This is a genomic window from Bacillus manliponensis (assembly GCF_000712595.1).
In the GTDB taxonomy this organism is placed as follows: Bacteria; Bacillota; Bacilli; order Bacillales; family Bacillaceae_G; genus Bacillus_A; species Bacillus_A manliponensis.
On record NZ_JOTN01000002.1, the window covers coordinates 227124 to 239355 of the forward strand.

Here is a 12232-nt window from a genome sequence, read left to right on the forward strand (position 1 = left end):
TTACATATTATTATTTGTCCGCGATACTTCTCTAAAAAATAATTTTTCCCCTAGTCCATTTTACCATAGAAGAAAAAAAAAAGACTACTTTTTCAGTAGCCGAGATACTCTTCAGTTTTTAGGCGCTCAAACAAATGAATCATTTGTTTATATTCATTATGATTCACCTTCTTCATTCCTGTTTCAATATCAGTAATCTCGGCGGAAAGAATTTCACTTGCATAGTTTTGCCGAAACAACACTTCTAGGAGCAGAATTTGTTCTTCCCTTGTAAGATGTATTGTGTCCTTCATGCATACACACTCCTTCATCACTTTGTGTAACGATTTGCATAACTCGAAGCAGCATAAGCATCTGGTTTTATTTTTGGGGTCAATCCCATCGATGTAATTTTATTTGTCATATCTAAAATAAATTCTTTAGTTAATCCATATTTTCCAATATCTAAATGAATTTCCATTACAAATGAAGCACCCTCTTCACTATGTGGGTGCAACAACTCCCATAGTATTTGAATATGCTTTGGTGTAAATAAACACGCTACCTCCTGGCTATACTGTGTTTCCAAGTAAATTTTCTCTCTTAACGTTGGCGACGTTCTCTTCACCGTACGATGATGCAAACACCCCCACGCTCCTTTTCCAACCCGGTGAAGGTGAATAGCCGTAATAAAACGTGTATCTTTTTGATGAACTTGTGAGTCTGTTCCGATGGATAGACGATAAAAATTTCTAGGATCTTTTTTTATAAAAGAACAAATATGGGAGAAGACCGTTTCAAAATCCATATGCTGTTCTGATAAATTATAAAATTGATACGCTCCTTCCATACAGTCACGTCCCTTCTACTAGACAGACCTTTACACTTCAATTGTATGGAACGTTTTTATAAAATATAACTTTCTACCCTTTATTCGTCCGAATATTCCTTATGATATACATACAGGCGGGACATGTAAAAATAACATTCTGATTTGATTGCGCTGTTAATACATCTACCATTTCAAATTGCATATGACATTTTGGACAAATAACAATTGGTGTTTTTTCCATCTTCCTTCCTCACTCCTTTTGTTCCGTTTCTATCAGTATAGACATAAGGAGATTCTATAAACTCGTACACAATAAAAAAAGAAGGTCCCTCATTGGCACCTTCTTTTTTTATGTATCAAGAAACGATATCGTAAATCTCAATCGCAACCATATCAATGTTGTCGAACTGATATACTTGTGGTTTTTCACCTTGTTGATACACTTCTAACTCGTACATATCACTTTTATCAAAATATTTTACACTACACTTGCGCTCACCATTTACTTCAAAGTAGCGCTGTGCTACTTCACCGCTTTCTGCTTGGTCTTTTAGACTAACAAGTCGAGTTAAAATTCCTTGGAGTAGAGACATGAAATCTCTCCTTTCTCTAATCTTCCTACCAATAGGTTTTACAGCTATAATCATTCTATCCGTCATAACAGAAAAAATGTCCCACAGTCTAGGATACTGGTTCTTCCGAAGAAACTCAACTAAAATTTGTCGAAAAAAGATGTAAAACAACGAAACAAACATTTTATTTCTGTTATTGCAGCTTTTTTCATATAAGAATATAATTAAAAACAGCAAAAAGGAGGTTTTTTATTTATGAAACGTGTAGAAGTATACACACAGCCTGAATGTCCACCATGTGAAATTGTAAAACAATTTTTAAAACATAACGATATTCTCTTTGAAGAATACGATGTAAAGAAAGACACTGCTGCTCGCAATCGCCTTTTACATGACTACGATTCATTCTCTACGCCAACTGTCGTTATAGATGGTGAAGTCGTAGCTGGGTTCCAAATTGAAAAATTAGAAGAGCTGCTTGAGTTACAAAAATAAGAGGTGACACAAAGTCACCTCTTATTTTTGTAATTTTTGAATTTCCAGAAAGAGCTGCTTACTTTCATGATAACCAGCAATCTTCCATTTTTCTCCTTCTTTTTGAAGCGTAACAATTTGATACCGTTCATTTTTGTTTTTCTCATATACATACAACAAACCATATTTCTTATCTTGCACTACTTTCGTTTCTGCTTGAAAAGAAAAAGGAGCTTCTCTCGTAGGAAATAAATATTCTCCACTTTGCTTTGCATTCGTGCTATTCTCATCTGTAAAAACTTGCAAAAAGTTATCTGTAAAATACGATGATAACTTATCATACATTTGATCCATTGATAATCCTTTATTACGAATAGAAAACTGTGCTTCGTACCCCTTTTGAATCGTAGCAAATATTTCTTCACGATTCACTTCTCCCTCTTCTTTCCCAAGAACAGTTGTAATACTTTGACCAATCATAAAGACCACACATAAAAATAAGACAACTAAAATCCCGTACCTTTTCACATTAGCACCTTCCTTCAAAAGAGCTTGTCCTGGTACTTTTTATTGTAGCAATGATTATAACAAGAAACTTAACATTTCGTTCGAAAAATTTTTACAGTAATAGACAGTATACATTTCAATATTGCCAATTTATGATAAAAGAAAACAAAAAAATGCACGAATTCATTCGTGCATTAAAATAAAACATCTTCCTCATACAAAAACTCATATGATAAATCAACGAACAAATAATGTTCATCGTCTATTGGAAACGAAAATGTTCGAACCATTTCGCCCGTTTCAATGTCAGTATATAGATCAGACAATCGTCCTTTGTTTTCAAAACGCATCTTCATAATATTTTCTAAAAAATATGGGCGCCAACTCCAATTTTTCATATGATATTCTGGCTGTAAAATCCAATGTCCATCTTTTTTCATTACGTTTCCTGATTTTTGAAATCCATCTTCATTACAAATATACACACGAAAACTATATTTCGTCACCTGCTGACTAAAACTCACTAGCCACTTATTAAAATCTTCTATTTTCTTTTGCTTTGCTAATATGTTTCCTACATATTCACGTAACATTTCTGTCAAATTATAAATTTTTTGTAACTTCTTTTTCTCATGCAAAATAAATTGATGGCACTCATTCCCAAGTCGTTCTTTCAAGATGTTTGCTTCAATAAAATGTGGTAAACACTCTTTTAAATAACTTCCTTGATAATACCGCCCACCATTTTTCCATGCATATTGTAATTGATAAAACGCATCGATATCTTCATATAATAATGTTGCTCCAATACGCCTTGCTAATAATGATAAAGAATATAAAATATCTTGATAAGATTGCATAAGTGCAGTTTGCCTTAAATTTGTTAAATCAACCTTTAAAATATCTGGAGCTAAGATACTAATTCTCTCTAAATTACTCGTGCCTGCGCCTACTTTATTAAGTGCAACTTGAATACCATATGTACGATAATACATAAGCAAATGGTTAAATTGCTCAATATCATCTTTAAAGTCATGCTCTGTTATTTCCAATACAATATTCTTTAAATTTAATCCTCTCTTTTCATACGCTAACAGTAATTGTAAAAAACTTTCATTTTCATCATTCATCAGTATATTTACATTTCGATGTACAAATAATAAAAATGATTGATCCGTTTCTAAATATGTTTGCAACGCCTTCTCTAAAATAATATTATCTGCTTCTAACTGAAACTCACTTGGAATAGAGTCATCATGAAAAAAAGAAGATAAGCTATACAAATTTTTATCTATTTGTATACGTCCTACTACTTCATAACCAACTACAGTATGTTGGTCTGCACTAAAAATAGCTTGATAATAAGGAAGGACTCGGTCCAGGTTACTCATTACGTCTAATGGGTCTATCAAAGTATTTCCCTCCTTTTACTTTTCAAAGATTATACCACGTTTATATAGAAAAATAACAAAAAAATCCCTTCAGATTTATCTGAAGGGATTAGAGGGGTAAAATGCTAAGGGGAATTAGCAATTCTACTATGAAGAAAAAAGAGGTCTTAATTATAACCCATTATTCAATAGGTTGTAAAGACTTTTTCTTCACGAAGAATGAACTCCCTCATTCTATCCCTTTAAAATGGATATTGATGTAAATGTTGTCCACCATCCATCGTAATACATGCACCATTTATATATGCTGCTTCATCAGAACATAAGTAAAATGCTAAACCAGCAATTTCCTCAGGTGTCCCTAATCGTCCAAGCGGAACACTTGCTAATGTACGTTTCGCAACTTCTTCAGAAATCCAAAGCTTATCAGCTCCTCCCGTACGTTCAATCGGTCCTGGAGCAATTGCATTCACACGTATCCCGTATTTTCTTCCCCACTCTACAGCAAGTGTTCGTGTCATCGCAAGTACACCTGCCTTTGCTGAAGCAGAATGAATGACACCTGGTCCTGCATCCCATGCATATGTCGCTACCATATTAATAATGTTTCCCTTAATTCCTTTCTCAATCCAGTACTTCCCAACTGCTTGACTACAATAAAATGTACCGTTTAACACGATATTGATAACTGCATTCCAACCGTTTGTCGATAAGTCCTCTGCTGGACAAAGAAAATTCCCAGCTGCGTTATTTATTAACACATCGATACGTCCATATTTTTCATCGATTTGTTTAATCATTTCTTTTATACTCTCTTCATTTCTCACATCCATTTGTACCGGTAACACTTGTCCATCAAATTGCTCAATTTCTTTTTTCGTTTCTTCTAAGCGCTCTAATGTACGTCCCGTAATGACAACATAAGCGCCTTCTTTTGCAAATCGCGTAGCCATTCCTTTTCCCATTCCACTTGAACCACCAGTAATAACCACTACTTTTTCTTTCATGTGTTCTCCTCCTAAAAAATGAATGTACATTCATTTTATCACTTTATTTGTTAGAAATCTTTATATTTTTAAATTTTTCTGATATATTGTAATGAACTTAACTTAAATATACAAAAGAAAGGGGGCATTACTGCGACTCTTTATATACAAATATACGTAACATTTGGAGTTCGCTCCTACACATGAACTCAACGACGAGAAGAAATTTTATAAAAAAAGGAATTCGCACTGCACTATACACATGTATTACGACAGGGCTTGGCTATTATTATGGAAAGTATATAGAACCACGCCTTATTTCATTGACATATCATTCTCTTCAATCTCACCTGATTCCACGTAGCTTTAACAGTGTGAAAATTGTTCAATTTAGCGATTTACACCTCGGTTATTATTACTCGTTAAAACAGCTTACTACTGTTGTCCAAAAAATAAATGAGGTTAAACCTGACATCGTTGTATTTACCGGTGATCTAATTGATAATTATCAAACTTATGAAGATACGCCCTTCGTTTCAGCTATTTTACAAGCTATCCATGCTCCACTTGGCAAATTTGCTATTTACGGGAATCACGATCATGGTGGCTATGGAACAGACTATTATGAGCAAATTATGCATAATGCAGATTTTGAAGTATTACAAAATAAACAAAGACAAATTCGTTTATTAGATGGTAGTACTATTACCATCTTTGGCATCGATGACATGATACTAGGCAAACCAAATATTCAAGGACTATTGCAACAAGTGCAACATCATCTTTATACAATTGTTCTCGTTCACGAACCCGATGTCGCCAAACAAATTGCAAACTTCCCTGTTAATTTACAGCTATCAGGACATAGTCATGGCGGACAAGTTCAACTTCCCTTTTTCGGTCCAGTTGTTACCCCCTATTTAGCAAAAGATTATATAGAAGGTTTTTATAATATAAGTAGCACATATAAACTAAAATTATATGTAAACAGGGGACTTGGTATGACAAGATTACCATTCCGCTTCTTAGCAAGACCGGAAATTTCAGTATTTACCTTACAATCAAACTAAAGTCGTAATGGCCTATTTTCATTCCCCTCCTTCTTGTACTCGCTCATCCACGTTCGCTTTTCCATATGATAACAATGAGTCCAATAAAGGAGGTTTTTTCATGTATCCACAATACCATCCCATTCCGTATCGATCAGCACCAATTGGTCCAGCAGGAAACGCGCGATTTTTCCCATTTTTTGGGTTCCCTTTTCTAGCAGGATTGGCAGGTGGACTAATTGGCGGCGCTCTAGCTTTTGGTCCTAGACCATATTATCCATATCCACCTTATCCTCCTGCTCCATATCCTTGCGCTGGTTATCCTTGTCAACAACCATATTATTACTAGTCCTAAATAAAAACTATAAAAAGGCCTCTTAATAAAGAGGCCTTTTCTACTTTAATCTTCTTCTGTATTCGTATAAGCCATTCGGAACAAGTTCATCTGACTATCAATCTCTTCTTGTTCTCTCTTTACATAAACGTATTCTCCATAAGCATTTTGCTCACGACATTTCACATTGTCTGCCAAAACAAGCTGCAAAATCGCCTTTACTCTCGCTTTCATCTCAAATCCAACGATTGGAAAAGAGATTTCTATTCTCTTTTCCATATTACGAGTCATCCAGTCTGCTGATGATAAAAAGACTTTCTCTTCTCCATTATGATGGAAATAATAAATTCGACTATGCTCCAAATAACGTCCTACAATACTAATAACTCGAATATTTTCACTCACACCGGAAATGCCAGGACGTAAACAACAAATCCCTCTTACAATGAGTTCCACCTTTACTCCAGCTTGAGAGGCCTCATATAGTTTTTGAATAAGGGGTTTATCCGTTAATGAGTTCATTTTTGCAATGATATGTCCATTTCCGTATTGGTTATGGTAACGAATTTCCTCATCAATTAATTCAATAAACTGATGACGAATATCAAACGGCGCAACCGATATTTGATGAAAATGAGGTTTCATTGTATAACCGCTTAAATAATTAAAAAAGTTTGTTGCATCAATACCAAAATCTTTACGCGATGTAATATATCCGAAATCTGTATATAACTTCGCCGTTGCATCGTTATAATTCCCTGTTCCTAAATGAACAAAGCGTTCAATTTTCCCTTGTTTCCGCCTTACAACAAGTGTAATTTTACTATGTGTCTTTAAATGACTAACTCCATAAATAACGTGACATCCAGCTTGCTCTAACTCTTTTGCCCAATTCACGTTATTTTCTTCATCAAAGCGTGCTTTTAATTCAACAAGAACAGTCACTTGCTTTCCATTCTCAGCAGCTGTTTTTAACGCTTGAATAACAGGTGAGTCCCCGCTAACACGATATAATGTTTGCTTAATTGCTAACACTCCTGGATCTTCTGCTGCATCCGCTACAAAGTCAATAACTGGCTGAAACGATTCAAATGGGTGGTGCAATAGTATATCTTGTTCTAGCGCTTTCTCAAATACATCTTCATCATTATCTAACCCTTGAGGTGGTTGTGGAATAAGAGCCGGATAAATAAGATGTTCATAAAGCGGCGCTAATTTTTTATAAAGTCCAAATAAACATGTCAAATCAAGCGGTCCATCCACGATATACACATCTTTATCTTCTACTTCTAATACTTCATGTAAAAGTGATAATACTCGTTCATCTGCATATTCCTTTCCAATTTCTAATCGGACAGCAGCTCCCCATTTTCGCTTTTTTAATTCTTTCTCAATCACTTTTAACAAGTCACGAGCACCTTCTTCGTGAATTGTTAAATCTGCATTTCGGGTAATACGAAAACGGGTTACAGATGATACTGTATAGCCAGTAAATAACTTATGTGTAAAATTACTAATTACATCTTCTAATAAAATAAACTTTTGCTTTTGTTCTTCATTTGGTAAGAAAATAAAACGCTCTAATAGCGAAGGAACTTGTACAATGCCAAGTTTTGTTCTATTTTCTTCTTCCTTTTGTCCCTCGTCATATAAAATAGCCGCTAAATTTAAACTTTTATTTAATAACATTGGAAATGGTCGATATGCATCAATTGCAACAGGTGTTAACACAGGAAAAATTTGTTCATCAAAATATTCTTCAATAAACGTTCTTTGTTCTTTCGTTAAATCATAAAAGAACAATTGTTCAACCCCTTCTTTTTCCAGCTCTGGCAATATAACGCGTTGAAACGTATCATATTGTATGTTCGTTAGCTCATGTGCTTTTTCTCCGATTTTACTCAACTGTTGCTTTGGCGTTAAACCCGCTTTATTCTCCCGTTGATTAAAACCCGCCTTTACTTGATCTTTCAATCCCGCCACACGTACCATAAAAAATTCGTCTAAATTCGAACTAAAAATACTAATAAACTTCAATCTCTCTAGTAAAGGATTTCGTTCATCTTGTGCTTCTTCCAACACACGTTCATTAAATGCAAGCCAACTCAATTCCCGATTATTATAATAAGTAGTATCATTTAAATTTAAAAGATTCCCCTTTGTTATCTCCATATTTCGCTGCACGTCCTCCCGAAACTTTTCCAGTATAATGTGTTTGTACTCATTTTAACAAACTTATAATTTACAAAGTGTAAATTTTCTGTAAAAACGTTCGTACCATTAAATATTATCCAACAAACCGAAGTTCAATGTTCATTTTTATCACTTTCTCAAGCTGCTTTTTTTGCTTTTCTGCTTGTATCCGTTCCGCTAACGGTACATATTTGCAAGTAATATTAACAATTAATTCATCCTTATATTTCATCATTCGTATCGCGTCTACCATATCACGGTTTGTCACATTCATCGCAGCAGCAAGTTGTAAAATCGCACCTAATAAGCGCATATGAATTTGTTCATTTTTATCAAACCAACCTTCAAATGGCCTTATATATTGTTTAAACAACATTTTGGATTTATAAGAAGCAATTAAAGCTAATCTCACTCGCTCCTTATGCAGCACGCCATCAATTGTTTTATTTGCTAACAAATAATATGTGTGCTGAGAGCTTGATTCATTATCAATATACTTTCCAATATTAAACACTTTAGCTGATCTATATAACATACTCCAATCTTCTGTTGTAAATGAAGCAATGCCACACCTTTCTAATTCTTTACAAATTTTTGTACTAATGTTTAAAACCTTAACTACACCCCCCATATCCATCTCATATGCATGAGACAATAAATATATACTTTCTTCGACTATGTTTGGATAATAAGAAATTCCAAATTCACTTGTTAATTCTTCATAAAAAACCCCTTCCCTGAGTCCCTTCCTACTTAATACAAAAGATGACGCTTCTGTAATGTCCACTAGCATATCAAATACTTCGATAGCTGGTATAATTGTGTCTGCCCGATCTTTTGCTAATCCTTCCAATTTCTGTAATTCTGCAAACGATAACTTTAAGATATGCTTTTTTACATCCTCAATATCTTTACCTGCCATTTTGTATAAATGCAGACCAGATATCGGATAAGAAATTAGGTTTTGATGAATATTTACCATGTTTCGAGCACTTCCACCAATTGCAATCAAAGGTAATTTTTTTCCTTTAAGCCACGGTAATGTTTGAAATTGATACCATAAATATCGTCTTAGTTCTTCTAATTCTTCAGAAGTAGGCATATTTTTATAAACAAACTGCTTTCTTAAAGAAAGTGCCCCAAATGGAAAACTATGATATGCTACAATTTCTCGATTTTTAAAATATGTCACTTCCGTACTTCCGCCACCAATATCAACAATCATTCCTTCTGTAAAAGGAGTAGAATTTACAACTGCCATATATCCATAACGAGCCTCTTCATATTCTGATAATATGCGCAATGTAAAATCTGTCTTTTCCTCAACTAACTGCTTAATAACACTTTGGTTTTGTGCTTGGCGAATCGTTGCTGTTGCAACACATAATACTGTATTAAGCTTATGGAAACGCGTACTTTCTTGAAATTGTAATAAAGTACGCAGTAATATGTGAATCCCCTCTTCAATTAAGCTCCCTTTGATTAAATAATTACGTAATCTCGCTACCACTTTTGTATTTTCAATTTCTTTATAAGCTCCACCTTCTTGTTTTTCATATATAACCAATCTCATCGTATTTGATCCGATATCAATAATTCCATATTGTTGTTTCAATAGTCTCTTCATCCTTTTCTCTTTCTTTATAACTGCACGTAAGACGTTTCTGTTATACCAATAAAGGAATAATGAACCAATTTATTCTTTGCGTAAAACTAGATTCATCCGTGAGTGTCCTTTATAAGTTTTTCATGTCTCTCAATAAACATGTTACAAACCTTTAATGCGGGATAAAAAAGAAAAAATTGTTATTCATCTCACTATACCTTTTCAACTATTATACAAAATAGTTGTTTTTTGTAACAACATTGCTTTAATATTTAAAATACATATAACATTTTTAGTATATAACAAATATACTCGATATTTTCTTACAACAATTTTGTTTTATTATATAGCAACATGCTCAGTTCCTTATGTTATAATACGTTAAACAAGAAAGGGGTACACATATGAAACCTGCACAATCACAGTCTAATTCCCGTGAGCAACTCTCTATTAATCAATTAGCTCAATCCATTTTTGTTGTAAATCGCCATGCCAAATCTGCAACTAATCCAAAGTATTTATATTGGTTAAAAAAAGCAGCTTTAGAACGTCTCATAAAAGAACAAAAAGCAACAAAGGAAGGATTACATTTTTCTAAAAACCCTAAATTTAGCCAACAGCAGTCTGATGTTCTCGTTCGAGCGGGCGACTATTTTTTCCATATCCCTCCAACGAAAGATGATTTTCGTACACTACCACACCTCGGTAATCTTGATCACGCATATCGAAATCCAAAAACACACCTTTCTTTGACTGCCGCAAAAAAAACGCTTCAAACATATATTGGTCCGGAAGCATACAAACAAGAGAAAAAACTTAGTGAAGCAATTCCGTGGTATTTACGCACATATACAAAGAAATAAAAAAAGTACGGCTAAATTACAGCCATACTTTTTTTATTTCTTTTCTTCTTGTATTTTAATATCTGCTTTTTTATAAAAGTTCATTTTCTCTTCATTATATTGTTTTGTAAATGTATTAAACTCTTGTTGCTGTGCATCAATTTCTTGATAATATCCGTTTATCATAGTGACCTTTTCACTAATTAACTTCAACTTTGTTTCTTTCTCTTGTAACATTGTGTAAAGCTCTTTTTCTAACTTAAGAGACTCTTTGTAACTCGCATCCATTTTCTTAAATGACTCATAACGATTTTTATAAGCATCATTTACTTTTTTTGCTGGTGCTGTTAATTTCTTATCTTCAAGTTGCTTAATATGATCCTCTACTGATTTCATTTCTTTCTGCGCTTTATCCAATGCATCTTTTTCTTTCTTTAACACTTCTTCACGTGCTGCAACATTTTTTATTGCTGCGTCTAACTGCTCTTTCACAGCCTCATTGTTTTCTTTACCATCTTCTAAAATTTGAGCATACAATTCATGCCCTTTACCTTCTAGCTCCTCTAACTTCTTCACATTTTCAAACATTACTTTCTCTTGCTTTGCAGCATTCTCAAAAGCAGTATATAATTCCTTTTCTGGCTTTGGAGCAAAACAACCTGCTAATAAACTCATAGATATAATGGTTACAACTGATAATTTCTTATACTTCAACGTCTATTCCTCCTACTTATGTACAACCAGCTTCCTATCATGACATAAAATGCAGTTTATATCACTCTAGTAATATATATTCTTTTTTCATTTTAAACATAAAAAGGAAAAAAATTCAAGAGAATCTCTTTTTATCTTTCCAAAAAGAAAAGTGTAGAAAATTATATTCGTCTACACTTTAAGAAAAAGCCATTGTGCAAAAATACGCTGGCACATCTACCTCTTCATTATAAAATGTATAAGTGTATTTTAAAAGCTTTTTGTTACAAAAAACATATCGTTTTGTAACAAAATTGAAAAAAAAGTTTCAAAAAGATAATATTTGTTTATTCAAAATTTTCAGTTTTAATAACATGAACTTCACTCAATGAATTTTTCCTTCATCCCTACAACAAATTGGATTTTTACGGGGTATCACCTTCTGCCTACGTACATTTATAGCTATATCTGTGTTCCACTCAACATTCTATTCATATATTAATAGAAAAGATATAGAAAGGAGGAAGATATAATGATAAATGGTAATTTACAAGATATCCTTCGCTTTCTTACAGGTTTCTTACTATCATTAAAACTATTGTTTAACTCATTTGGCATATCTTTTATTACAAACGATCAAATAGATGCAATCGTTAATGTCGCTTCTTTTTTATTCATCCTATATTTCGGATATAAAAATAACTATATAACTAAAAAAGGACAAAAACAAAAAGAAATATTAAAAGATAACAATCTCCATTAATAAAAGGAACC

Annotated in this window: 15 protein-coding genes; 5 read left to right on the forward strand and 10 right to left on the reverse strand. The window is 33.4% G+C overall.

What is annotated here, in order from left to right; genetic code table 11:
* Window positions 1-92: 92 nt before the first annotated feature.
* The 4 genes from abbA to BAMA_RS03035 form a co-directional block, all read right to left on the reverse strand.
* On the reverse strand, window positions 93-293 hold the full coding sequence (gene abbA, locus BAMA_RS03025; RefSeq protein WP_034635857.1) for an antirepressor AbbA: 201 nt from the start codon (window positions 291-293) through the stop codon (window positions 93-95).
* A 17-nt stretch (window positions 294-310) separates the two neighbouring features.
* The gene (locus tag BAMA_RS03030) at window positions 311-829 is read right to left on the reverse strand and encodes a ribonuclease H-like YkuK family protein (RefSeq protein WP_034635858.1); all 519 of its coding nucleotides are present in this window, start codon (window positions 827-829) and stop codon (window positions 311-313) included.
* A gap of 73 nt (window positions 830-902) precedes the next feature.
* Window positions 903-1052, reverse strand: coding sequence for a hypothetical protein (locus BAMA_RS24390; RefSeq protein ID WP_157405943.1), 150 nt, complete (start codon window positions 1050-1052; stop codon window positions 903-905).
* A 115-nt stretch (window positions 1053-1167) separates the two neighbouring features.
* Window positions 1168-1404: a YkuJ family protein gene (locus BAMA_RS03035; RefSeq protein ID WP_034635859.1), complete on the reverse strand. Its 237-nt coding sequence runs from the start codon at window positions 1402-1404 to the stop codon at window positions 1168-1170.
* A gap of 234 nt (window positions 1405-1638) precedes the next feature.
* Here BAMA_RS03035 and BAMA_RS03040 point away from each other — a divergent pair, with 234 nt between their 5' ends.
* On the forward strand, window positions 1639-1878 hold the full coding sequence (locus tag BAMA_RS03040; protein WP_034635860.1) for a glutaredoxin domain-containing protein: 240 nt from the start codon (window positions 1639-1641) through the stop codon (window positions 1876-1878).
* 21 nt (window positions 1879-1899) lie between these two features.
* On the opposite strand, the gene BAMA_RS03045 is transcribed toward BAMA_RS03040, so the two are convergent.
* The 3 genes from BAMA_RS03045 to fadH form a co-directional block, all read right to left on the reverse strand.
* The gene (locus BAMA_RS03045; protein WP_034635861.1) at window positions 1900-2385 is read right to left on the reverse strand and encodes a DUF3993 domain-containing protein; all 486 of its coding nucleotides are present in this window, start codon (window positions 2383-2385) and stop codon (window positions 1900-1902) included.
* 173 nt (window positions 2386-2558) lie between these two features.
* Window positions 2559-3776 (reverse strand): EAL domain-containing protein, encoded by a 1218-nt coding sequence (locus tag BAMA_RS03050; RefSeq protein ID WP_034635862.1) that lies wholly within the window; start codon window positions 3774-3776, stop codon window positions 2559-2561.
* Window positions 3777-3997: 221 nt separating this feature from the next.
* Window positions 3998-4762, reverse strand: a complete 765-nt coding sequence (fadH, locus tag BAMA_RS03055) for a 2,4-dienoyl-CoA reductase (protein ID WP_034635863.1) — start codon at window positions 4760-4762, stop codon at window positions 3998-4000.
* A gap of 182 nt (window positions 4763-4944) precedes the next feature.
* Between fadH and BAMA_RS03060 the strand changes: the two genes are divergently transcribed.
* Together BAMA_RS03060 and BAMA_RS03065 are read left to right on the forward strand one after the other, a co-directional pair.
* Window positions 4945-5811 (forward strand): metallophosphoesterase, encoded by an 867-nt coding sequence (locus BAMA_RS03060; RefSeq protein WP_034635864.1) that lies wholly within the window; start codon window positions 4945-4947, stop codon window positions 5809-5811.
* Between the two features lie 100 nt (window positions 5812-5911).
* Complete coding sequence (locus tag BAMA_RS03065; RefSeq protein ID WP_034635865.1) at window positions 5912-6139, forward strand: hypothetical protein; 228 nt, start codon at window positions 5912-5914, stop codon at window positions 6137-6139.
* Window positions 6140-6190: 51 nt separating this feature from the next.
* On the opposite strand, the gene BAMA_RS03070 is transcribed toward BAMA_RS03065, so the two are convergent.
* On the reverse strand, window positions 6191-8296 hold the full coding sequence (locus BAMA_RS03070) for an RNA degradosome polyphosphate kinase (protein ID WP_034635866.1): 2106 nt from the start codon (window positions 8294-8296) through the stop codon (window positions 6191-6193).
* 115 nt (window positions 8297-8411) lie between these two features.
* Complete coding sequence (locus BAMA_RS03075; protein ID WP_034635867.1) at window positions 8412-9944, reverse strand: Ppx/GppA family phosphatase; 1533 nt, start codon at window positions 9942-9944, stop codon at window positions 8412-8414.
* Window positions 9945-10327: 383 nt separating this feature from the next.
* On the opposite strand from BAMA_RS03075, the gene BAMA_RS03080 reads away from it, so the two are divergent.
* Window positions 10328-10786 (forward strand): YkyB family protein, encoded by a 459-nt coding sequence (locus tag BAMA_RS03080; RefSeq protein ID WP_034635868.1) that lies wholly within the window; start codon window positions 10328-10330, stop codon window positions 10784-10786.
* A 33-nt stretch (window positions 10787-10819) separates the two neighbouring features.
* Here the strand turns inward: BAMA_RS03080 and BAMA_RS03085 are convergent, their stop codons facing one another.
* Window positions 10820-11440 (reverse strand): YkyA family protein, encoded by a 621-nt coding sequence (locus BAMA_RS03085; protein ID WP_051758862.1) that lies wholly within the window; start codon window positions 11438-11440, stop codon window positions 10820-10822.
* Window positions 11441-11990: 550 nt separating this feature from the next.
* On the opposite strand from BAMA_RS03085, the gene BAMA_RS03090 reads away from it, so the two are divergent.
* Window positions 11991-12221 carry a phage holin gene (locus tag BAMA_RS03090; protein WP_415782847.1) on the forward strand — a complete coding sequence of 77 codons (231 nt, stop codon included), beginning with the start codon at window positions 11991-11993 and terminating at the stop codon, window positions 12219-12221.
* Window positions 12222-12232: the final 11 nt, after the last annotated feature.

What these genes read in the sequence shown, in the direction of transcription:
- abbA (WP_034635857.1), bottom strand. Translation starts at nt 293, where the DNA reads ATGAAGGACACAATACATCTTACAAGGGAAGAACAAATTCTGCTCCTA.
- BAMA_RS03030 (WP_034635858.1), bottom strand. Translation starts at nt 829, where the DNA reads ATGGAAGGAGCGTATCAATTTTATAATTTATCAGAACAGCATATGGAT.
- BAMA_RS24390 (WP_157405943.1), bottom strand. Translation starts at nt 1,052, where the DNA reads ATGGAAAAAACACCAATTGTTATTTGTCCAAAATGTCATATGCAATTT.
- BAMA_RS03035 (WP_034635859.1), bottom strand. Translation starts at nt 1,404, where the DNA reads ATGTCTCTACTCCAAGGAATTTTAACTCGACTTGTTAGTCTAAAAGAC.
- BAMA_RS03040 (WP_034635860.1), top strand. Translation starts at nt 1,639, where the DNA reads ATGAAACGTGTAGAAGTATACACACAGCCTGAATGTCCACCATGTGAA.
- fadH (WP_034635863.1), bottom strand. Translation starts at nt 4,762, where the DNA reads ATGAAAGAAAAAGTAGTGGTTATTACTGGTGGTTCAAGTGGAATGGGA.
- BAMA_RS03060 (WP_034635864.1), top strand. Translation starts at nt 4,945, where the DNA reads ATGAACTCAACGACGAGAAGAAATTTTATAAAAAAAGGAATTCGCACT.
- BAMA_RS03065 (WP_034635865.1), top strand. Translation starts at nt 5,912, where the DNA reads ATGTATCCACAATACCATCCCATTCCGTATCGATCAGCACCAATTGGT.
- BAMA_RS03070 (WP_034635866.1), bottom strand. Translation starts at nt 8,296, where the DNA reads ATGGAGATAACAAAGGGGAATCTTTTAAATTTAAATGATACTACTTAT.
- BAMA_RS03075 (WP_034635867.1), bottom strand. Translation starts at nt 9,944, where the DNA reads ATGAAGAGACTATTGAAACAACAATATGGAATTATTGATATCGGATCA.
- BAMA_RS03080 (WP_034635868.1), top strand. Translation starts at nt 10,328, where the DNA reads ATGAAACCTGCACAATCACAGTCTAATTCCCGTGAGCAACTCTCTATT.
- BAMA_RS03085 (WP_051758862.1), bottom strand. Translation starts at nt 11,440, where the DNA reads ATGAGTTTATTAGCAGGTTGTTTTGCTCCAAAGCCAGAAAAGGAATTA.
- BAMA_RS03090 (WP_415782847.1), top strand. Translation starts at nt 11,991, where the DNA reads ATGATAAATGGTAATTTACAAGATATCCTTCGCTTTCTTACAGGTTTC.